The sequence below is a fragment of the Thioclava kandeliae genome (assembly GCF_040297545.1).
GTDB classification, from domain to species: domain Bacteria; phylum Pseudomonadota; class Alphaproteobacteria; order Rhodobacterales; family Rhodobacteraceae; genus Thioclava; species Thioclava kandeliae.
Map to the genome: position 1 here is coordinate 72,369 of NZ_JAYWLC010000015.1, position 20,394 is coordinate 92,762.

General features: G+C 62.1%; 22 protein-coding genes. 11 read left to right on the forward strand and 11 right to left on the reverse strand.

The window, feature by feature from the left end; translation table 11 throughout:
• Positions 1-77 precede the first annotated feature (77 nt).
• Positions 78-461 (reverse strand): DUF8846 family protein, encoded by a 384-nt coding sequence (locus VSX56_RS15435; protein ID WP_350938429.1) that lies wholly within the window; start codon positions 459-461, stop codon positions 78-80.
• Between the two features lie 105 nt (positions 462-566).
• Entirely contained in the window at positions 567-818 is a 252-nt protein-coding gene (locus tag VSX56_RS15440) for a GlsB/YeaQ/YmgE family stress response membrane protein (protein WP_339113833.1), read from the reverse strand.
• A 194-nt stretch (positions 819-1,012) separates the two neighbouring features.
• On the opposite strand from VSX56_RS15440, the gene VSX56_RS15445 reads away from it, so the two are divergent.
• Positions 1,013-1,621 carry a hypothetical protein gene (locus VSX56_RS15445; protein ID WP_339113834.1) on the forward strand — a complete coding sequence of 203 codons (609 nt, stop codon included), beginning with the start codon at positions 1,013-1,015 and terminating at the stop codon, positions 1,619-1,621.
• 75 nt (positions 1,622-1,696) lie between these two features.
• Here VSX56_RS15445 and dapD read toward each other — a convergent pair whose 3' ends face one another.
• Positions 1,697-2,524, reverse strand: coding sequence for a 2,3,4,5-tetrahydropyridine-2,6-dicarboxylate N-succinyltransferase (gene dapD / locus VSX56_RS15450; RefSeq protein ID WP_350938431.1), 828 nt, complete (start codon positions 2,522-2,524; stop codon positions 1,697-1,699).
• 140 nt (positions 2,525-2,664) lie between these two features.
• On the opposite strand from dapD, the gene VSX56_RS15455 reads away from it, so the two are divergent.
• Positions 2,665-3,513: an LOG family protein gene (locus VSX56_RS15455; protein ID WP_350938433.1), complete on the forward strand. Its 849-nt coding sequence runs from the start codon at positions 2,665-2,667 to the stop codon at positions 3,511-3,513.
• A 7-nt stretch (positions 3,514-3,520) separates the two neighbouring features.
• Here the strand turns inward: VSX56_RS15455 and VSX56_RS15460 are convergent, their stop codons facing one another.
• The 4 genes from VSX56_RS15460 to rlmN form a co-directional block, all read right to left on the reverse strand.
• Positions 3,521-4,237, reverse strand: a complete 717-nt coding sequence (locus tag VSX56_RS15460) for a gamma-glutamyl-gamma-aminobutyrate hydrolase family protein (protein WP_350938435.1) — start codon at positions 4,235-4,237, stop codon at positions 3,521-3,523.
• The gene (locus tag VSX56_RS15465) at positions 4,234-5,208 is read right to left on the reverse strand and encodes an amidoligase family protein (protein ID WP_350938437.1); all 975 of its coding nucleotides are present in this window, start codon (positions 5,206-5,208) and stop codon (positions 4,234-4,236) included. The genes VSX56_RS15460 and VSX56_RS15465 overlap by 4 nt, the downstream gene beginning before the upstream one ends.
• Before the next feature lie 63 nt (positions 5,209-5,271).
• Positions 5,272-5,601, reverse strand: coding sequence for a DUF3140 domain-containing protein (locus VSX56_RS15470; protein ID WP_339113839.1), 330 nt, complete (start codon positions 5,599-5,601; stop codon positions 5,272-5,274).
• Positions 5,602-5,720: 119 nt separating this feature from the next.
• The gene (gene rlmN, locus VSX56_RS15475) at positions 5,721-6,902 is read right to left on the reverse strand and encodes a dual-specificity RNA methyltransferase RlmN (RefSeq protein ID WP_350938440.1); all 1,182 of its coding nucleotides are present in this window, start codon (positions 6,900-6,902) and stop codon (positions 5,721-5,723) included.
• A 214-nt stretch (positions 6,903-7,116) separates the two neighbouring features.
• On the opposite strand from rlmN, the gene VSX56_RS15480 reads away from it, so the two are divergent.
• The gene (locus VSX56_RS15480) at positions 7,117-8,217 is read left to right on the forward strand and encodes a Hint domain-containing protein (RefSeq protein ID WP_350938442.1); all 1,101 of its coding nucleotides are present in this window, start codon (positions 7,117-7,119) and stop codon (positions 8,215-8,217) included.
• On the opposite strand, the gene VSX56_RS15485 is transcribed toward VSX56_RS15480, so the two are convergent.
• Positions 8,177-8,701, reverse strand: a complete 525-nt coding sequence (locus VSX56_RS15485) for an invasion associated locus B family protein (protein WP_339113842.1) — start codon at positions 8,699-8,701, stop codon at positions 8,177-8,179. The two genes, VSX56_RS15480 and VSX56_RS15485, sit on opposite strands and share 41 nt — an antisense overlap.
• A 298-nt stretch (positions 8,702-8,999) precedes the next feature.
• Between VSX56_RS15485 and VSX56_RS15490 the strand changes: the two genes are divergently transcribed.
• Complete coding sequence (locus VSX56_RS15490; protein ID WP_350938444.1) at positions 9,000-10,883, forward strand: acyl-CoA synthetase; 1,884 nt, start codon at positions 9,000-9,002, stop codon at positions 10,881-10,883.
• Here VSX56_RS15490 and VSX56_RS15495 read toward each other — a convergent pair whose 3' ends face one another.
• Positions 10,884-11,642 carry a TSUP family transporter gene (locus VSX56_RS15495; protein ID WP_339113844.1) on the reverse strand — a complete coding sequence of 253 codons (759 nt, stop codon included), beginning with the start codon at positions 11,640-11,642 and terminating at the stop codon, positions 10,884-10,886.
• A gap of 142 nt (positions 11,643-11,784) precedes the next feature.
• Here VSX56_RS15495 and VSX56_RS15500 point away from each other — a divergent pair, with 142 nt between their 5' ends.
• The 4 genes from VSX56_RS15500 (at position 11,785) to VSX56_RS15515 (ending at position 16,259) form a co-directional block, all read left to right on the forward strand.
• Positions 11,785-12,669 (forward strand): CPBP family intramembrane glutamic endopeptidase, encoded by an 885-nt coding sequence (locus tag VSX56_RS15500; protein WP_350938446.1) that lies wholly within the window; start codon positions 11,785-11,787, stop codon positions 12,667-12,669.
• Positions 12,670-12,742: 73 nt separating this feature from the next.
• A complete protein-coding gene (gene accD / locus VSX56_RS15505; protein ID WP_339113846.1) occupies positions 12,743-13,711 on the forward strand; it encodes an acetyl-CoA carboxylase, carboxyltransferase subunit beta in 969 nt (322 codons plus the stop codon).
• 134 nt (positions 13,712-13,845) lie between these two features.
• The gene (locus VSX56_RS15510) at positions 13,846-15,117 is read left to right on the forward strand and encodes a bifunctional folylpolyglutamate synthase/dihydrofolate synthase (protein ID WP_350938449.1); all 1,272 of its coding nucleotides are present in this window, start codon (positions 13,846-13,848) and stop codon (positions 15,115-15,117) included.
• A 104-nt stretch (positions 15,118-15,221) separates the two neighbouring features.
• The gene (locus VSX56_RS15515) at positions 15,222-16,259 is read left to right on the forward strand and encodes an LLM class flavin-dependent oxidoreductase (protein WP_350938452.1); all 1,038 of its coding nucleotides are present in this window, start codon (positions 15,222-15,224) and stop codon (positions 16,257-16,259) included.
• Here the strand turns inward: VSX56_RS15515 and VSX56_RS15520 are convergent.
• Both VSX56_RS15520 and zapE read right to left on the reverse strand, forming a co-directional pair.
• On the reverse strand, positions 16,256-17,185 hold the full coding sequence (locus VSX56_RS15520) for a hypothetical protein (protein ID WP_350938454.1): 930 nt from the start codon (positions 17,183-17,185) through the stop codon (positions 16,256-16,258). The two genes, VSX56_RS15515 and VSX56_RS15520, sit on opposite strands and share 4 nt — an antisense overlap.
• A gap of 1 nt (position 17,186) precedes the next feature.
• The gene (gene zapE / locus VSX56_RS15525; protein WP_350938456.1) at positions 17,187-18,284 is read right to left on the reverse strand and encodes a cell division protein ZapE; all 1,098 of its coding nucleotides are present in this window, start codon (positions 18,282-18,284) and stop codon (positions 17,187-17,189) included.
• 117 nt (positions 18,285-18,401) lie between these two features.
• Between zapE and VSX56_RS15530 the strand changes: the two genes are divergently transcribed.
• The 3 genes from VSX56_RS15530 to lpxK form a co-directional block, all read left to right on the forward strand.
• Positions 18,402-18,659, forward strand: a complete 258-nt coding sequence (locus VSX56_RS15530) for a DUF4170 domain-containing protein (RefSeq protein WP_339113851.1) — start codon at positions 18,402-18,404, stop codon at positions 18,657-18,659.
• A gap of 9 nt (positions 18,660-18,668) precedes the next feature.
• Complete coding sequence (locus VSX56_RS15535) at positions 18,669-19,856, forward strand: 3-deoxy-D-manno-octulosonic acid transferase (protein WP_350938458.1); 1,188 nt, start codon at positions 18,669-18,671, stop codon at positions 19,854-19,856.
• Positions 19,856-20,394: tetraacyldisaccharide 4'-kinase (gene lpxK, locus VSX56_RS15540; RefSeq protein WP_350938460.1), on the forward strand; the 539-nt coding region annotated here is incomplete at its 3' end. The genes VSX56_RS15535 and lpxK, both read left to right, overlap by 1 nt.

The window sequence follows — 20,394 nt, forward strand, 5'->3', positions numbered from 1 at the left end:
GCAGGCCGCCGATAGGTTGCAATGAAGCCGCTGTGATCGAGTGTGAATTTCCTCGAGCCCAGCAGCTTTCCGCCGCCTCAGCTGTCTTTGTAGAACGGTGTCATCTGCGCCACGATGACCGAATTCTCGTCAAGCGCCCGCTGCATCAGAGCGCGCTCGTCCTCGCTCACCTCATGGCCCTGTGCCTCGCGCTCGGCCAGCGTTCCATAGCTGTTGACATCAAGCGGTGCCAGCTCGGCCTGCTTCAGGATGGCGACGGTTTCACGCACCGCCTCGGCCTCGTCCACGCCGGACGCAAAGCACATCAGTGCGCCGCCGGTAGCCCCTTTGGGCAGCCCGTCATTGGCACAGCGCCCGACCTCGACGACCAGAGTATAGACCTCCTGCGGGCGTTTGGGCTTTTTGATCCCGGCTTTGTCGGCGGGCTTCTCGGCAGGCTTGTCGGCGGGGGTATCTGGCATGATGGCGCTCCTTTGCTCCCGCTTAGAAAGCGCGCGCCCTGCCGTCAAACGAAAAAACCTGCCCCGAGGGGCAGGCTCTTCCGAGACAATGAGGTGCGGCGCAGGTTATGCGCGGCGGATCATGCGGTAACCGCCGATCAGGATGCAGGCACCGATGACACCCACGATCAGCTGACCGATCCAACCACCCAGCGTGGTACCGACGATCGCGACGAGGATGAAGTTGAGCACGACAGCGCCGACGATCCCCAGAACGATGTTCATCAGCAGGCCCATATCCGAATGCATCAACTTCTCAGCGATCCACCCTGCAAGGCCACCCACGATAATTGCGGCAATCCAACCAAGTCCGGCCATGTGTTTACTCCATGCTTAATGCGTTTGGAGGCACAACACCGCATACCGAGATCGGGTTCCGTGAAATCGTAAAAACCTGTAACTATCGGCATGCGTCGTTCCCGGGCTCCTTTATAATATACAAAAATCTTGCATGATTGACCTATTCTAATGATACTGTCGGCCAAGAGATGATCGATATTGGAGAAGCTCATATGCTTTTCACGGAAGAATTCACGCAAAATCAGGCTCTTCCGGCACTGTCAGGCCATCTGCAGGCACTGCCCACCGAAACAGCACTGACCAGTGCGATCATCATCGACCGCGAGAGGCAGGTCGTGGCCGCCCACCGGCAGGGTCTGGCCCTGCCCGACCATGGCTTTGTCGAGAAATGTTCCCGCGCATGGCGTGATGTCTTGATGGGCGTTGATGGCGAGATGGCCCGCAACTGTGTGGATCTGGCCTTCTCGGGCCAGCGCTGCGCGTTCGAGACGGTCTGGCAGGGTCCGGGCTATGAGACCTCATGGTCCATCACCCTGATCCCGCTGAAAAACCGCGAGGAGACGGTCTCCAATATCCTCGTATGCGCCACCCGCCTGACCGCAGAAAGCCTTCCCGATCCGCAGCAGGATCTGCAAGAGATCGCCCATACGCTTGCCAATATCACCACCGTGATCGGATGCGGTGCCAAAATGCTGCGCCGGAACGGAGCGCTGGACGAGTCGTTGAAAGAGAATATCGCCGCGGGGCTGGAAGACTCTGCCCAAAAGGCCGAGGAAGCGCTGATCCGTCTGCGCCAGATCATCGGGAGCTGCGCGCAATAAACGCCTGCCTGCCCCGACCGCACTAAAAAAGGGCCGCTCCGCAGAGCAGCCCTTTTTCTGTTAGCTGTCCCGCGATCAGTCGCGCAGCAGTTCGTTCACACCGGTTTTCGAGCGGGTCTTCTCGTCCACGCGCTTCACGATAACCGCGCAGTAGAGATGCACGCCGTTTTTCGACGGCATCGAACCCGACACGACCACCGAATAGGGCGGCACTTCGCCATACATCACTTCGCCGGTCTCGCGATCCACGATCTTGGTCGACTGGCCGATATAGACACCCATGCCCAGAACCGAGCCTTCGCGGACGATCACGCCCTCGACAACCTCGGACCGCGCACCGATGAAGCAGTTATCCTCGATGATGGTCGGGCCGGCCTGCATGGGCTCGAGCACGCCACCGATACCGACGCCGCCCGACAGGTGCACGCCTTTCCCGATCTGGGCGCAGGAGCCGACGGTGGCCCAGGTGTCGACCATGGTGCCTTCATCGACATAGGCGCCGAGGTTCACGAAGGAGGGCATCAGGACCACGCCCTTGGCGATATAGGCCGAGCGGCGCACGACACAGTTCGGCACCGCGCGGAAGCCTGCCGAGCGGAACTCGTCCTCGCCCCAGCCCTTGAACTTGCTGTCGACCTTGTCCCACCAGGTGCCACCTTGCGGGCCGCCTTCGTGGATTTCCATGTCTTTCAGACGGAAGCCCAGCAGCACGGCTTTCTTCGCCCACTGGTTCACATGCCAGCTACCATCTGCCTGTTTCTCGGCCACGCGCAGCGCGCCGGAATCGAGAGCGTTGAGGGTATCGGTGATGGCTTCACGGGTCTCGCCGGTGGTTGCGGGCGTGATCGTGTCGCGGGTCTCCCAAGCGGCTTCGATCGCCGCTTCAAGCTGTGCATTCGACATGGTCTTCTCCAAGCATTTCTGTTCGGGTCACGTAATGCCAGCGGTTTTGGAAATTCTCAATGCCAAACCGTTATCCTGCGACACTGGCGAAGCCTTCATAAACCGCCTAGATTCAGTGCAACCAGTGACAGGAGTTCCCCATGGCCACCGATTACAACCCCGACTTTCCAGAGCCCCATAACTCGACGCTGCGCGACAGCGCCGAGGATGCGCACTTTGCCGAGCGGGTGCCGGACACGCCGCAGACACGCTCGCCTGCCTATAAACTCGCCTTTACCGACAAGGACTTCCTCATGCGCGAGGAGTTGCGCCCCGTGCGGCTGCAGCTCGAGCTTCTCAAGCCCGAACTTGTCATGGACGAGCGCGGGATCACCTCGACGGTGGTAATGTTCGGCGGCGCGCGCATCCCCTCGCCCGAGAAGAAGGATACCGCCAAGACGCCCTACCTGGGTGAGCTCACGAAATATTACGCCGAGGCCGAACGTTTTGCCGAGCTGGTCACCGCCCGCTCGCTGGCGGCCTATGGCCGCGAGCTGGTGGTCTGCACCGGCGGCGGTCCGGGGGTGATGGAGGCCGGTAACAAGGGCGCGCATAAGGCAGGGGGCGAATCCATCGGCCTCAATATCCTCTTACCGCATGAACAGGCCCCCAATGCCTATGTCACGCCCTCGCTCTCGTTCAACTTCCACTATTTCGCGATCCGCAAGATGCATTTCCTGATGCGGGCGGCAGCGGTGGTCGTCTTCCCCGGTGGTTTCGGCACGCTCGACGAGATGTTCGAGACGCTGACCCTGATCCAGACCAAACGCATGAAGCGGGTGCCCTTCATCCTCTTTGGCGAGGAGTTCTGGAAAAAGATCATCAACTGGGAGGCGCTGGCCGAGGCCGGCACCATCGCGCGCGACGATCTGGATCTGATCACTTTCGTGGAAACCGCCGAAGAGGCGATGGCGGCGCTTGACGGGTTCCAGCCCGATTGCGAGTGCTGATGGCCGCTTAGGGTTTCAGCGCCTCGGCGCTGACCTCCTCGAGCTGGGCGCGGTCCTCGCAGCAGGCGCGGGCCGCCGCCACCAGCGCGCGGAACAGCGCCCGCTGGCGGCGGGCATAGGTAAGGTATTCGGGGTGCCACTGCACACCCAAGGCAAAGGGTTCGGACACCCGCTCGATCGCCTGCACCATGCCCGAGGGGTCGCGTGCGGCCACCACCAGCCCCTCGCCCAAGCGGTCTACCGCTTGGGAATGGAGCGCATTGACCCGCATCGGCGCCGTGCCAGCCAGCTGCGCAAGGCGGGTGTTGTCCACCACCTGCACGTCTTTCTTGGGCAGAAGGGTCGAATGTTTGCGCGCGCCGTAATGGCTATAGGCGTCCTGATGCAGGTTGCCACCCAGAGCCACATTCAGCATCTGCGAGCCGCGACAGATCCCCAGCACAGGCTTTCCCAGCCCGAAAGCCTGCGCCACAAGCCCCGCCTCCAGCGCATCGCGCGCAGGATCCAGCACAGCGGTGGTGACCAGCTCGCCCCCGTAAAGCTCGGGCGAAATATCATCGCCGCCCCCCACGATAACGCCGTCCACCGATGCCGCATCGGCCTCGTCGCCCGCGCTCCAGCGGATGGAGCGGCCACCGGCCAGCCACACGCCGAAGGCAATGAAGGGGAACACACGCCAGCCGGTTTTCACCGAGGTCGTCACGCCGATCAGCGGTCGTCTCATGCAATCAGGCCCGCCCCGCGCAAAATCGCGCCAACCCGTTCGGGCCAGCCAAGTCCGAGGAAATTCATCCCCGAATGCTCCTTCTCCCAATCACGGCACAACCGGCGCATCACGGCATCATTACCGGCCACCGTCTCCACCAGCCACCAGCGGCGCCATTCGTAATCCAGCGACCAGTCTGGGTCGGAAATGCGGCAATCGGGCAGACGGAAATGGAAGGCGGGGCGCGGTTTCACCGTGCCGCCCTTGCCATCCGTCGCCGCGATGATCTCGGGATGGAGCTCCACGAAGACCGGCAGCATATCCAGCCCGTGATTACGCGACAGAGTGGCCTCACGATAGGCGCGCACTACATCGGGCAGACTGGCATCCATGCCCAGCTCCACCAAATGGCGCACCAGTTTTTCGGGATAGCGGTCGGTAAAGGGCAACGCCTGCCGCGTCGTCTCGATCGGCAGGGCGCGGCGCATCCACGGCTCCAGAAGCGCATAGGCCAGGAGCGGACGCACCACCTGATCTGGCCCGGCAATTGCCGGGTTGAAATGGATCCCGAACCCGTAGACTGCGCTCGCCTCGCTGCCCAGCGCCCCATGTTCGCGCAGCATGGACATGAACTCCGATAACTCGGCCATCTGGTCGAGCTTCAGCGGCTGGGTCACGATCTCGACAGGCACCACCTCGCGCCCGATCTTCATCCCCAGATCGCGCAACGGGCCGGAGAGCGTTTTGCGCAGAGCGATATCAAGATAGATCTCGAGATCCCCGATCCGGCTGCCACGCACGTCCCAATCCGCACCATCCGTTTGATGCGCCTCGCCACCAAAAAACTCGGCGGCAAGTTTCGCGGTGCGGGCCTCGTCGAGGCCCGAGAACTCGATCTCCACCCCGATCCGGCGGGCTTTGCCATCCGGCGTCCGCATCTGCGGTAAAAGGGCAAACGGTTCGGGGGCGGCAATGGTCACATCGGTCATGGGGGTCTCCGTCATGGACTGCCAACGCAGCGGATCACGGGAATGTTCCCCCGATGTGACGCCTCAATAGCGCAGAGGATCATGTCCGTAATTCATCAGCGCATAACGCCATGCGGTTTGGGCGGCAGCGTCCGAAGGGCGGCCTGCGGCAAGTGACCGCTCGATATCGAAGGTGATCTCGCGCATCTTGGCCCATTCGGCTGCGGTCAGGTCGGTGGGTTTCAACCGTGCCAGCTCCAGCACCTTCAACGCGGTCAACTGGCTGTTCCGGCCCACCATCGCACAGGCACTGCGGCTTTCCTCGGTCTCGAGCCACGCCTCCAGCTCGGCGGGGCTCATGTTCATCAGATCATGCCAATCGTCGAGAATATCGCGCTGTTCGGTCCGCGTCATTGTCCGCTCCATCCATTATTGATGGGGCCAAAACGCTGCGTTGCCGCGCGCGGTTCCTGACAGGTTCACACAACCCTCATACAGAACGGAAAAGGCCGCCCCGATGGGCGGCCTTTTGCTCAAAGCCCTGCTTCGGACTCGATTTCCTTGCGGGATTTGCGGGCCCGCTCGGTCGCGGATTTCAGCTGGCCACAGGCGGCCATGATATCCTCGCCACGCGGCGTTCGGATCGGCGAGGCATAGCCCGCCTTGTAGATGATATCGGCAAAACGCTCGATCCGCTCCCAATCCGAGCGTTGATAGGGCGCACCGGGCCATTCGTTGAACGGGATCAGGTTGATCTTGGCAGGAATGCCCTTGATCAGATTCACCAGACGGCGCGCATCCGCATCGGTATCGTTCACATCCTTCAGCATCACATATTCGAAGGTGATGCGTTCCGAATTGGACAGGCGTGGATACTCCCGCAGCGCATCCAGAAGCGTCTCGATATTCCAGCGCTTGTTGATCGGCACCAGCTTGTTGCGCACCTCGTCGGTGGTGGCATGGAAACTGATCGCCAGAAGACAGCCGATTTCCTCGGCGGTCTTGGCAATCTCCGGCACCACACCCGAGGTCGAGAGGGTGATCCGGCGGCGCGAGAGCGAGAGCCCCTCACCATCCATCACGACCTTCATCGCATCGCGGACATTGTCGAAGTTATACAGAGGCTCGCCCATGCCCATCAGCACGACATTCGACACAAGGCGCTGCTCGTTTTTCGGCGAGTTCTGCTCGGGCCATTCGCCCAGATCATCGCGCACCAGCATCAGCTGGCCCACAATCTCGCCTGCAGTCAGGTTGCGCACCAGTTTCTGCGTGCCGGTATGGCAGAACGAGCAGGTCAGCGTGCAGCCCACCTGGCTTGACACGCAGAGCGTGCCGCGGCCCTCTTCGGGGATATAGACGGCCTCGACCTCATGCCCGCCCTGAATGCGCAGCAGATATTTACGGGTGCCGTCTTCCGAGATCTGGCGCGTGACCACCTCGGGCAGACGGATCTCGAACTTTGCCTCCAGCATCTCGCGATAGGCTTTGGCCAGATTGGTCATGGCGTGGAAATCGCGCACACCCCAGTAATAAACCCATTGCCAGATCTGGCCCTCACGCATCTTCGCCTGCTTCTCGGGCGTGCCAGCCTCGATCAGCGCCGCGCGCAGCTGCGGGCGGGTCAGACCGACAAGATTGATCTTGTCGGATTGGAGGTCTTTGCGCGGGATCGTCAGCACGTCCTGCGTGATCGGTGCGGATGCGTCGGTCATGGCGATTTCCTGAAAATGAGTGGCCCCTATACAGGATTCGCAGAAAAAAACAAATACCAAAGGCAGCCGCGGCGTCCCGCTCCCTACAAGGCCGCCCTGTGCCACATGCAAAAGTATCCGAGCATCATAAACCATTCATTATCTTTGTAGGAAGATTATCAACCCAAGGAAGACTCACCTACGCCACATCAACCCTGACGTTCATCACTCACCGATGCCAACAGTTTCCCAACAGACCTATAATGGCGGGCTCGTCCTGAATGATCTGATGAGCTCGAACCAGACAATCCTTCTGGGCAATTTCGGCGCACTACAGACCGGTCAAACCCTTACGGACGAGGACCATTTGCTGACCGTTGGCGAGACCTTCATCTCCGGCGGCAAGACATTGACCATGATCGGTTCGGGGCTGGCCCAGCCCGGCGTCAGTTTCATGAGTGTCATCATACCGACAGGCACAGCTGTCGATCTGATCATCGCGCAGGATGCGGGCGGACAAATCTATTTCATCTATCCCGACGGTGCCCCCAATCTGACCGGCGCCATTGCACTCGTGGTCGATGCGGCGCCGGTCGGCTACAATATTCAAAGCCAGAGCATTTTGTGTATCGACAGTCATGCCTTTATCCGTGCGGGCGGGCGGGACCGTCCGATTGCATCCCTACGCGTAGGTGATCTGGTCGATACACAAGATAACGGGCCGCAAAGGGTCCTCTGGATCGGCACCAGCCTGCTCCGACCGAGGCGCGATCCGGTCGTCAGGGTGCCGCGACACCATTTCGATACGCATCGTCCCTATCATCCGCTCCATCTCTCGCCGCAGCACAGGCTGGCCCTCAGCGGTCCGCACCCCGATCTGCCGCATTTCCTGACCGCCGCCAAACATGGCTGCCATCCCGATATCTGCGCCCTGCGCGACTGTGCCCACCGTCGCGCGTGCAACGCCGGCCGGACCGACCAGAAGATCCGTGCGACCTCGACGGCCAAAGCAGTCGAAATGCGGAATATCCTGTTACCGAAACACAGCATCCTTTTCGTGAATGGTGCGACGGTAGAAAGCCTGTTTCCGGGCGCAGAAGTGATCAAGACCCATCCCGAGCTGCACGGCATGTCCGTTCCGCAGCCCGCCCTCCCCGTGCTCCGTCCGGGAGAGGCGCGCAGACTGCTTCGCCAGTCACGCAAAGGTCAGCCCGCTGCCAGCAAGGCCGCCCCTGACACCGCGCATGAAAAAACGGGCCTCGACGGGCCCGTTTCAAATCACAGTCAGCAACCGCTTATTTGCAGCGGCTCTCCGCTTCGCCCATCGCAGCGGTAAAGCCCATCAGCGAGAAGGTATCCTTGGTCTGCGTGCCGCGACCCGAGTGGCCGGTCAGCGTGACATCGGCACCGGCTTTCAGCGCAGCGATGATCTTTTTATCCTCATCAGCGGAGCCCGCCCATGCGCCTTCGCCATCGGTGAACAACGTGAACTTCTTGCCGCCCACATCCATATCAACGGTCGAGCCGCCCTCGAACGGGTAGCCGCCCATGAAGGAGATCTCGGGCTGTTTGCCCGGACGGTAGGTCACGAACAGGAGGATATCACCGCGGCGCACCTGCACCGGCTGGCCATCCTTGCTGTTGACGGTCGTCTTGGGGGCAGACACGCCCCAGCATTCCTTTGGATTGCCCTCGACAAAGACGCTCCAGTCGGTTTCGGCGGCAACACGGTTGGTCGTCTCTTGCGCGACGGCGGGCAGGCTCATGGCTGCGCAGGTCATCGCGGCGGCAACAGTGCTGCGCAGAACGGAATTCATCATAGATACAGCCTCCAGCTGCTTGGTGCCTCGGTTCCGCCAGAACGGCTTATGCTCTTTATTCTCAGCGCGAAACGTAATTGAACTCGATCTGGCGATAATAGCGCAGAATTGACCTGACAGGAAAGCCCCTGTTACCGGATTTCACATCATTGTTGGAAATCTCCCGCAAATCCCCCTCGATGCGCCTCTCCCGCCGATGCGAGAGATCATGGATTTGCCGCGCCGGATTGTCTACATATGGTGCAACGCCACTCAGGCTCAGGCCCCAGATTCCGCGCGACAAGCAGGACCCCGCGATATGAAACATTTCAGAACGATAGAGGACCGGATCGCGATCGAGGCCGAAATGCCATGGCAGGCGCGCCCGACACCTTCCACCATCTACCGCTTCCTGTCGCAGACGGCACAGGCGCATCCCGCCCGTCCGGCGATCTCCTTCCAGCTATTCTCCGGGGCCGATGCACCGGCCGAGACGCTCGATTGGGCCGGCCTGCACGCTCAGGTCACCCGTCTGGCCAATCTGCTACGCGCGCGCGGGCTCGGGCCCGAAGACCGCGTGGCCTATATCCTGCCCAATTGTAACGAGGCGGTGGTCAGCTTTCTGGCAGGCACCGTGGCCGCGACCGTTTTCCCGATCAACCCGCTCCTTGATCCCGCGCATATCGCGAGCCTGCTGCGCGAGACGGGCGCCCGCGCGGTGATCACCCTGCGCGCCTTCCCCAAGACCGATATCGCGCAGAAAGTGGCGCAAGCCCTGAAGGACGCGCCCGAGGTGACCGATATCATCGAGGTCGATCTGACACGCTATCTGCGCGGGTTCAAACGGCTCGTCGTGCCGATGATCCGCCCCAAGGTGCCGCGGCTCGAAGGCCGGACCTATCACGATTTCCACGCGGCCTGCGCGGACCAAGCCACGACGCTGCAGTTCGAGGACCCGTCCGAGGACCGGATCGCTGCGATCTTCCACACGGGCGGCACCACCGGCACACCCAAGATCGCGCGGCATCGGGTCTCGGGGATGGTCTATAACGGCTGGCTGGGCGGGCATATGCTGTTCAACGAGCAGGATGTGCTCCTGTGCCCGCTGCCGATGTTCCATGTCTTCGCCGCCTATCCGGTGCTGATGTCGGCCATCGCGAGCGGGGCGCATATCGTTTATCCCACGCCTGCGGGCTATCGTGGCGAAGGCGTTTTCGACAATTTCTGGAAACTGATCGCGCGCTGGAAGGTAACCTTCCTGATCACCGTGCCCACGGCCTCCTCGGCGCTGATGCAGCGCAAGGTGGATGCCGATATCTCCTCGCTCAGAATTGCGATCTCGGGCTCTGCGCCGATGCCGCGCGAGTTGTATCACCGTTTCACCGCCGCCACCGGCGTGGAAATCACCGAGGGCTACGGGCTGACCGAAGCCACCTGCCTCGTGTCAGTCAACCCGCCGGACGGGGTGAAGAAGATCGGCTCGATCGGCATCCCGATGCCCTATACCGATGTCTCCATCCGCCGTCAGGAATTCGGCGACATCATCGAATGCGCGGTGGACGAGATCGGCGAGATCTGTGTGCGCAGTCCGGGTGTCGCGCGCGATACCTGCCCCAATGGCGAGGCCCATCATACCGAGGACGGCTTCCTGCGCACCGGCGATCTGGGCCGCGTCGATGCCGATGGCTATCTGTGGATCACCGGTCGCGCCAAGGATCTGATCATCCGTGGTGGCCATAATATCGACCCCGCCGTGATCGAGGAGCCACTGGCGCGCCATCCGGCCATCGCCAATGCGGGGGCCATCGGCCAGCCCGATGCCTTTGCGGGCGAGTTGCCCTGCGTCTATGTGGAACTCTGCGAGGGCCATCAGGTCCGCGAGGAGCAGTTGCTCGACTATCTGCGCGCAAATGTCCACGAACGTGCCGCGATCCCGAAACATATCGAGATCCTGCCCGAACTGCCCAAGACCGCTGTCGGCAAGATCTACAAACCCGAGCTGCGCCGTCGGGCGATCGGGCGGGTGCTGTCGGGCGCGCTGACCGAGCGCGGATTGGCCGCGAAGGTGACAGAGGTGCGTCAGGACCGCACGCGCGGACTGGTGGCCGTCATCCGTGCGGAGGCAGGATGTGACCGCGAGGCCCTGCGCCAGACGCTAGAGGAATTCGCGCTCCCCTATGATATGGCCTTTGATCGGGGCTGATCAGAGGAGATCCCAGATCAGCTTCAGCGCCAGAATGCTCGAGGTCGCGACCAGCAGCGGACGGATCAGTTTCGCGCCATTCTTCATGGCCATGTGCGAGCCGAGCCGCGCCCCGAAGATCTGTGCCACGCCCATCGACAGGCCCATCACCCACCACGGCGCGCCCATCGCGGCAAAGCCGATCAGACCGCCGACATTGGAGGCGAAATTGAGCAGTTTGGTATGGGCTGTGGCCTTGAGCACACCATAGCCCGCCAGCATGACGAACCCGATCATGAAGAAGCTGCCTGTCCCCGGACCGATCAACCCGTCATAGAAACCGACCAGCGGCACGACAAAGGCGGTGAAGGCTGCGGGGCGGATACGCTCGACACGGTCCTCGTCGCCCAGCCCCGGACGGAAGGCGAAGAAGGCCGCGATCGCGATCAGCACCACCGGCAGCGCATAGCGCAGACCATCGGTCGGAATTTTCGAGACCAGAATAGCGCCCGCGAGCCCCGCGACCCCTGACAGGAGCGCCGCCTTCCACTGTTTGCGCAGGTCCACATGGCCCGAACCCGCATAGGAAAGCGCCGAGGTCGCCGCACCGAACACACCCTGCACCTTGTTGGTGGAGAGCGCCTGAAGCGGCGAGGCCCCCGCCATGATCAGGATCGGCACGGTGATCAGCCCGCCCCCGCCCGCAATGGCATCGACAAACCCCGCAAAGAAGGCCGCCCCCAGAAGCAGCATGGCCAGATCGAGTGACACTTCAAACATGGGACCTCCTGAGGGCAGTAACGAGAACGCGACCATCTGCCCGACCCGCGTAAATGTAAAGAGAAAGCCCCACACCGATCAGCGTGACAACCGCCCGCGCAGCCCTTAGCTTGGGCCACGACCTCAACCGAACGGATAGACCGTGCCGCATTACCCGCTTCTTGACCGCTTCACTGCACCGGCCCGTGCCCATTGTGCCCTGTGGCGGACGCTGATCGGGCTGATCGCGATCGTGGTGATCTACGGGCTGGGTGCCTCGATACTGGTGGGGACGAGCCTCGCCCACACCAGCGGGCTGGCGCGGATGTTCCGGCTGCAGGAGATCGCGAACGGCTCGAGCCCCTTTGGTGTGGCAGTGTTGCTGGGCAGCTTCCTGCCGCTGGTGGCGGGCGTGATGACCGTCACGCAATATCTGGGCAAACGCACGCCCCGCAGCCTTCTGGGTAAGGGCACGGGGTCGGATTTCCGTCGTGCCTTCTGGCCGCTTCTCGCGCTCACCATCATTCTGGCATGGTTCACCTCGATGGCCCCCGATGTCGGCCATTCCACAGCGCTTTCGGCGGCATTACCCTGGTGGCCGCTTATCATCCCGCTGGTCTTCCTCCAGATCGGCGCCGAGGAAGTGCTGTTCCGCGGCTATCTGATGCAGCAGCTGGGCGCGTGGTCGGGCAATAATCTGTGGATCACGATGGGCCTGCCCTCGCTGCTGTTCGGGGCGCTTCATTATGACGGGACGACTTTTGGCGCGATGTCCTTCTGGCCGGTGGTCTGGGCGGCGTTCTACGGGCTGCTGGCGGCCGATCTGACAGCGCGCACCGGAAATCTGGGGGCAGCGCTGGCCTTCCATTTCGTCAATAACCTCTCGGCGATCCTGCTGATCAGCTATTACGGCCATCTCGACGGGATCTCGCTGTTCAGTGTGGTCGCAAATCTCCAAGATTTTAACACAATCGCCCCGCTTATGTTGGTCGATGGTGCGTCAATTACGGTTTCTTGGCTTTTGATCCGGCTCAGCCTGCGGGTTTGAACGCTCGTTGATTGCATTTCTGTTCGACCCGTCTTATCTGGACCGCAATAGGAGCCAAAGGGGCCGCAAAGACATGAACTGGATCTCGAACTACGTCCGCCCGAAGATCAACTCGCTTTTCTCGCGTAGGGACACGCCGGAAAATCTCTGGACCAAATGTCCGGAATGCGGGTCGATGCTGTTTCACCGCGAACTGGCTCAGAACCTGAATGTCTGCACGAATTGCAACCACCATATGGCGATCAGCCCGCGCAAGCGGTTCGAGGCGCTGTTTGATGGCGGTATCTTCACCGAGGTGAAAGTCCCCGAGCCGATCGTCGATCCGCTGCATTTCAAGGACCAGAAGAAATATCCCGAGCGGATGAAATCTGCCCAGAAGAAGACCGGCGAGAAAGAAGCCATGCTGGTCGTCGAGGGCGAGATCGGCCGCACGCCTATTGTGGCTGCCGGTCAGGATTTCAGCTTCATCGGTGGCTCGATGTCGATGTATGTCGGCAATGCCATCGTGGCCGCCGCCGAGCGCGCGGTGAAACTGGGCCGCCCGCTGGTGCTGTTCTCGGCCGCCGGTGGCGCGCGGATGCAGGAAGGGATCCTGTCGCTGATGCAGATGCCGCGCACGACCGTGGCCGTGGATATGCTGCGCGAGGCGGGCCTGCCCTATATCGTCGTGCTGACCCATCCCACAACCGGCGGTGTGACCGCCTCCTATGCGATGCTGGGCGATGTGCAGATTGCCGAACCCAATGCGCTGATCTGCTTTGCCGGTCCCCGCGTGATCGAGCAGACAATCCGCGAGAAGCTGCCCGAGGGCTTCCAGCGCGCCGAATATCTGCTGGATCACGGCATGCTTGACCGCGTGACGCCGCGCAAGGAACTGCGCGAGGAGCTGATCACCATCATCCGCATGATGATGAACATGCCGCCTGCTGTGGCAGCCGACCTGCCCGCGCCCGAGATCAAGGCCGACATCCCCGAGGCGGCGCCCGCGCCTGCAGCGGCGGCCCCTGCCGAGACACCTGCCAAAGCCGCAGCCAAAAGCTGAGGGTTCGTGCCGTAGCGACGCGGCACAGTTGTGACGATATCGGCGGGTCGCGGCGCCGCGGGCATCGAGCCCCCGCCCCCGCGCAGGGATGCGCCATTGGCGCACCCTGATTGCCTATGCCTTAGGGGGCTTCCATGAGTGACACGTCCGATATCATCCTGCAGCGTCTGATGGGGCTGCATCCCAAGATCATCGACCTGACATTGGACCGGATGGAGCGTCTGCTGACCGCGCTTGGCGAGCCGCAGACCAAGATCCCGCCAGCGATCCATATCGCAGGCACCAATGGCAAGGGCTCCACCCAGGCCATGATCCGCGCGGGGCTCGAGGCGGCGGGCAAATCCGTCCATGCCTATACCTCGCCGCATCTGGCACGTTTCCACGAACGCATCCGTCTGGCCGGAGAGCTGATCTCCGAGGCGGAGCTGTCGGCCATGCTCGATGAATGCGAGGCCAAGAATAACGGCGAGAACATCACTTTCTTCGAGATCACCACCTGCGCGGGGTTTCTGGCCTTCTCGCGCCATCAGGCCGATTACACCTTGCTGGAGGTGGGGCTCGGCGGGCGGCTCGATGCGACCAATGTGATCACGCCCGCGCTGTCGATCATCACGCCGGTGGATCTCGATCACCAGCAGTATCTGGGCGAGACTCTGGCAGAGATTGCGGGCGAGAAAGCGGGTATCATCAAGCGCGGGGTGCCGGTGATCGTAGGCCCGCAGCATGACGAGGCGCTGGAGGTGATCGAGGCCCGCGCGGCGCGTCTGGGTGCGCCGGTTCTGGCCTATGGCCAGCACTGGCATGTGCGCGAGGAAGCCGGCAGGCTCGTCTATCAGGACGAGACCGGCCTTCTGGATCTGCCGCTGCCCAATCTGCCCGGCCCCCATCAGGTGATGAACGCCGGTGCCGTTCTGGCAGCGCTGCGGTTCCTTGGCTGTGACGAGGCGGCCTGCGAGGCGGCTGTCACCCGTGCCGAATGGCCCGCGCGGATGCAACGCCTGAAGACCGGCCCGCTGGTCGAGGCTGCACAGGATGCGGAGCTGTGGCTCGATGGCGGGCACAACCCTGCCGCCGGAGAGATGATCGCTGCGACGCTCGACCGGATGGGCAATCGCCCGACGCACCTGATCTGCGGCATGCTCAACACCAAGGATATTGTGGGCTATCTGCGCCCATTGGCCAAGCGCGCCGAAAGCCTGACCGCCGTGTCGATCCCCAATGAGGCGAACACACTGCCCTCGCAGGCCACCGCAGAGGCCGCGACACGGGCGGGGTTCGGCCATGTGGCCGAGGCAGACAATGTGGCGCAGGCCCTGACAGATATTGTCGCCAAAGACCCGCAGGCCCGCGTGCTGATCTGCGGCTCGCTCTATCTGGCGGGCAATATCCTGCGCGAGAACGGCTGATCTCTCGGCTGATCTCTCGGGCCGAACAGGGCTTGTGCGCTGGGAGGGGCTAGGAGACCGGCCCCTTTTTTGCATAGATTGCGGCCAAGCGAAGGAGCCAACCCATGACCCATCTCGAACTCGGCCTCGACACTTTCGGGGACATCACCACCGACGATACCGGCGCGCGCCTGTCGCCCGCGCAAGTGATCCGCAATACTGTTACCGAGGGCATTCTGGCCGAAGAAACAGGCGCGGATTTCATCGGTCTGGGCGAACATCACCGCCCCGATTTCGCGATCTCGAGCCCCGAGCCGATCATGTCCGCCATTCTGGCGCAGACCTCGCGCATCAGGGTCGGGACCTCGGTCACGGTGCTGAGCTCGGATGACCCGATCCGCCTGTTCCAGCGCTTTGCCACGATGAACGCCTTCGGGCAGGGCCGCGCCGAGGTCACCCTCGGCCGTGGCTCCTTCACCGAGAGCTTCCCGCTCTTCGGCTTCGCGCTCGATGATTACGAGGCGCTGTTCGAGGAGAAGTTCGAGCAGTTCGTGAAGCTGATCCGTGACGAGAAAGTGAGCTTCGAGAGCCGCTTCCGTCCGAACCTGAAGAACGCCACGGTCCATCCGCGCCCCGAGATGCCGATCCGCACATGGCGCGGTGTGGGCGGCTCGCCGGATAGCATCATCTCGGCGGCGGCGCATGACCTGCCGCTGCTGATCGCGATTATCGGCGGCTCGCCCGCGCGGTTTGCACCGCTTGTGGACCTCTATCGCCGCGCGCATGCGCAAATGGGCACCACACCAAAAGAGGTGGGTGTGCATAGCCCGGGCTTTGTGGCCGAAACCGACGAGATCGCTCGCGAGACCTATTTCGAAGGCTATCAGAAGATGCATGCCGCCATCGGCGCCTCGCGCGGCTGGCCGCCGCTGCGGCGCGAGGATTATCTGCGCGAGATCGAGCATGGCTCGCTCTATGTGGGCTCCCCCGAAACTGTTGCCTCCAAGATCGCCTCAACGGTTGCTACGCTCGGGCTGGGCCGGTTCCAGCTGAAATACAGCTCGGGTCCGCAGAAAGCCTCGGCCATCCTGCGCAATGTCGAGCTTTATGGCACGCAGGTGATCCCGCGCGTGCGCGAGATCCTCGCCGACATGCCCGCTTAAGCCAGCCATGCACGGGCGACAGGAACCAGCCGGTCCATGTCGCTCATGCGGTCGGCAAAACGCCGGATCAGGGTCTCGCCTGCAAAGAATGGCACGATATCGTGCCATTCTTCCTGCGGCAGCAGATCGGTTGCGGCCATCGCGGATACCTCGTCCCTGGGCAGCCCTGCTTTTGCTGGATGCCCGACCCCGTCGGTCGCCCGCCAAGTGAGGAAGCGCGCCGCGTCCCGCGCCACAGGTTGCAGCGGATAGCGGTCGATATCAAAACCCCAGAGTGTTTCGCCATCGGGAGCAACGTTCAGGTTACGGACAACGAAATCGCCATGGCTGCGGGCGCGAATTACCGCGCGCCCGTTCAGATCGGGTGCCATGCGCGCCATCTTGTCGAGGATCTGGAAGGACAACTCGCGCGCATCGCCCTGCATATGGCGATGCGGCAGATCCTCGATCTGGCGCAGCCAGAAGGTCGCATAGAAGCGCCCCTCGGCACGGGTGGGCTCGGTATAGCGCGCCAGCCAGTGACCTGCCGCCCCCACCAGCCGCAGCCGCGTCTCGGACACGGCATCCGCCAGAATACGGTCCATCCGTAGCCCCGGCGTGCGGGCCATGATAACAATGCCCTGTGTGGCATATGAGGCCACCAGCGGCACGACCCGATACGCGCCGTCCTGCATATGCGCGGCATGCCCCAGCGCCTCGGCCATCAGCGTCGCCCTTGCGGGACCTTTCTCCCCGAAGAACTGCTTGAGCACGAAATATTCGTCGCGACGACGGATGACCACCACGGCCCGTTCGGGCGTCAGGCGCAGCACCTCTTCCACACGGGTACCCGCCCAGCCGGGCAACTGCTCCAGAGCGCGTTTCAGATCACGGGCAACCGCTTCGATCTCTTCGATCTGTGAAATATCGCGCTCTAGGGCCTGCATGTCAGTCTCCGTCGGTTTTCCCCCAATCCTCGGCCTGCATTTCGCGCAAACGGGAGGCGGTGCGTTCAAATTCGAAACTGCCGGTGCCCTCGTTATAGAGGTGCTCCGGCTCGGTTGCCGCAGAAGCGATCAACCGGACCTTTGCCTCGTAGAGTGCATCGATCATGGTTACAAAACGCTTAGCCTCGTTAAAGTTCGATGAATCCAGACGCGGAATCGCGTCAAGAAACAAAACACGAACATTTTCGGCAATTGCGAGGTAATCTCCAGCGCCTAAATTTGCGGCACAGAGATCCCAGAAGGACGCGCGCGCCACACCATTGTGGTAATGCGGCAACGTGATTTCGCGCCCCTTATAGGCCAGCGATAGCGGCTCATCATTGCCGCCGGTCAGCTCATCCCAGAGCGCATCTATCTGCGCCTTCGCCTCGCGGTCTGCGGGCGTGAAATAGACCTGGCTCCCGGAGAGACGGTTCTGACGGTAATCATTGACCGAGATGATTTCGTGAACTTCCAGTCTGTCACGCAAAATCGCGATAAAGGGTAGGAAAAGCTGACGGTTGAGGCCATCTTTATAAAGATCTTCGGGCACGCGGTTGGAGGTGGTCACCACGACGACACCGGCCTCAAACAACAGCTCGAACAGGCGCCCCACGATCATCGCATCTGCAATATCAGTGATCTGCATCTCATCGAAACACAGCAGCTTCAGCTCGGATGCGATTCGTTTCGCGACCGGCTGGATGGCATCCTCGACCTTGGCCTTGCGGGCTTTCTCGATATCGTTCTGCACTTCCTGCATGAAGGCATGGAAATGGACGCGCCGCTTGGGGACCGTTACCGCCTCGCAGAAGAGATCCATCAGCATGGATTTCCCGCGCCCGACGCCACCCCAAAGATAAAGCCCCTTGATCCGCTCGGGCGTGGCTTTCTTGGCGAATTTCGCAAAAAAACCGGTTTTCTGCGGTGCGGCGGCAGGGGTTTCCAGATCGCGGCGAACGCGCTCCAGAAGCGGCAAAACGGCCCGCTGCGCGTCATCGCCACGCAGAGCGCCCTCGGCCACGCGGGCCTCGTAGATCTGGGTAAGTGTCTGTGTCATGCCAATTAGGTAGCCCCTGCTCACGCATTTGAAAAGCGGCCAAATGCAACCCATAGCTTGAGAAACCCCGCCATGTGGCATAGGGTCGCGACATTCTCACAAGAGAGGTTCATCGAAATGCCCAAATCTCCGACGCAACGTCTGCATCTCGTCTTCGGCGGCGAACTCATCGACCCGCAGAAGACCGTATTCCGCGACGTCAAAGATATCCACATCGTCGGGATCTATCCCAATTATGCGGAAGCCTTCAACGCCTGGAAATCCGAAGCGCAACGCACCGTGGACAACGCCCATATGCGGTATTTCATCGCGCATCTTCACCGTCTGCGCGACGAGGAAATGGAAGCGGCCCCCACCGCTGAACTGGGATTCTGATCGCCTATCATGCCGGTTCCGCTCTGGTTGCACCTGAAATTATCGGGGCTGAACCGGCCCTCTGCCCTGCCGGAACGTCTGCCGCCCATCGCAGACCGCCCGGCAGCGCCGATCTGGATCCGCGTCTCGGAGGCCGCCCCCGAGCATGATATCGAAACTGTCCTGCAGCTTCTGAGCACCCGCCTGCCCGAGCATCCTTTCGTGGTGACGGGTCCGGCCGCACTGGTCGAGCGCCTGGCGCTCCCGCGCGATTGCCACCCGCTGCCTGATCCCGCCGATACCGCCAGCGATATTCACGCAGCGCTTGGAGTGTGGAAGCCAGCGCTCGTGCTGCTTCTGGGGCGTGCCTTGCCGCCCGGATTGATCTCCGGCGCGCAAGCTGCAGGCATTCCGGTGATGCTTGCCGCCTGCACAGGTGCCGAGGATGCGCCCTATGCGGGCCGTCTGTTGCGTCTTTTCCATACTATTCTGGCACAGGACCGCCCCGAGACATTGCGCCTGATCGCGCGTGGCGCGCCCCCCAACCGCCTGATCACGAGCGGCCCGCTGACCCTGCCGCCCGCGCCTCTGCCCTGTTCTGGGGCGGAACTTGCGGCGATGGGCGGCCTGTTGCAGAACCGTCCGACATGGTTTGCGGCCTCGGTTCCCGAAAGCGAGCTGCAGATTGTTCTGACGGCCCATCGACAGGCTTTACGTCAGGCCCACCGTCTGCTGCTGATCCTTGCTCCCGAAGCCAGCGGCGACGCGATCGATCTCGCGCAGCGTCTCACGGAGGAGGGCTGGCATGTGGCGCGACGCTCTCTCGAGGGCGAGCCGGACCAGCATACGCAGATTTTCATCGCCGATGACGCTGAGGATTACGGGCTATGGTACCGCCTTGCGCCGGTGACCTATTTCGGGGGGAGCTTTGCCGCTGCGGGCTGTGCGCGCTCGCCCTACGAGGCGGCGTCTCTCGGTTCGGCTATTCTACACGGGCCGGAGGCGGGGCGATACCCGGCGCTCTACCAGTCGTTGCAGGCAGTCCAAGGAAGTAAACGGCTCCAGCAGCCCGAGGATCTCCCCGAAGCGGTGACCGAATTTCTTGCGCCCCACCGCTCCGCATTCCTGAGCTATAATGCGTGGGATATCGAAACCGCGGGCGCGGGGGCCTTCGAGGATCTTGTGTCCTCATTGTGCCAGTGTCTGAAATCGCCTTGATGCGTGCTCCGTTATTCTGGGGGTCTAGGCTCTCTGTCTTGTCACTTGCTTTGTCCCCGCTCGGCTGCCTGACGGCCTATGCGACTTCTCGTCGCGTTTGTCGTGAGGGGTTGCGTTTGAATATTCCGGTTATCTGCGTTGGTAACATCAATGCGGGCGGGACGGGGAAGACGCCGACGGTTATGGCGGTTGTGCAGCTCCTTCAGGCGCTCGGTCACGCACCGCATATTGTTTCTCGCGGGCATGGTGGGCGGTTGATTGGTCCTGTGCGGGTTGATGCGCGTGTGCATGATGCATCGGCTGTCGGGGATGAGCCCCTTTTGTTGTCGTCCTTCGCGCCTGTCTGGGTGTCGAAGGACCGTGCGGCGGGCGGTGTTGCGGCCTGTGCTGCGGGGGCGGATGTGATTGTGCTTGATGACGGTCACCAGAACCCTGCGCTTGTGAAGGATCTGAGCATTGTGGTCGTGGATGCGGGTCGAGGTTTTGGGAACGGGCTTTGCCTTCCAGCGGGTCCTTTGCGGGAGCCTGTATCTGCGGG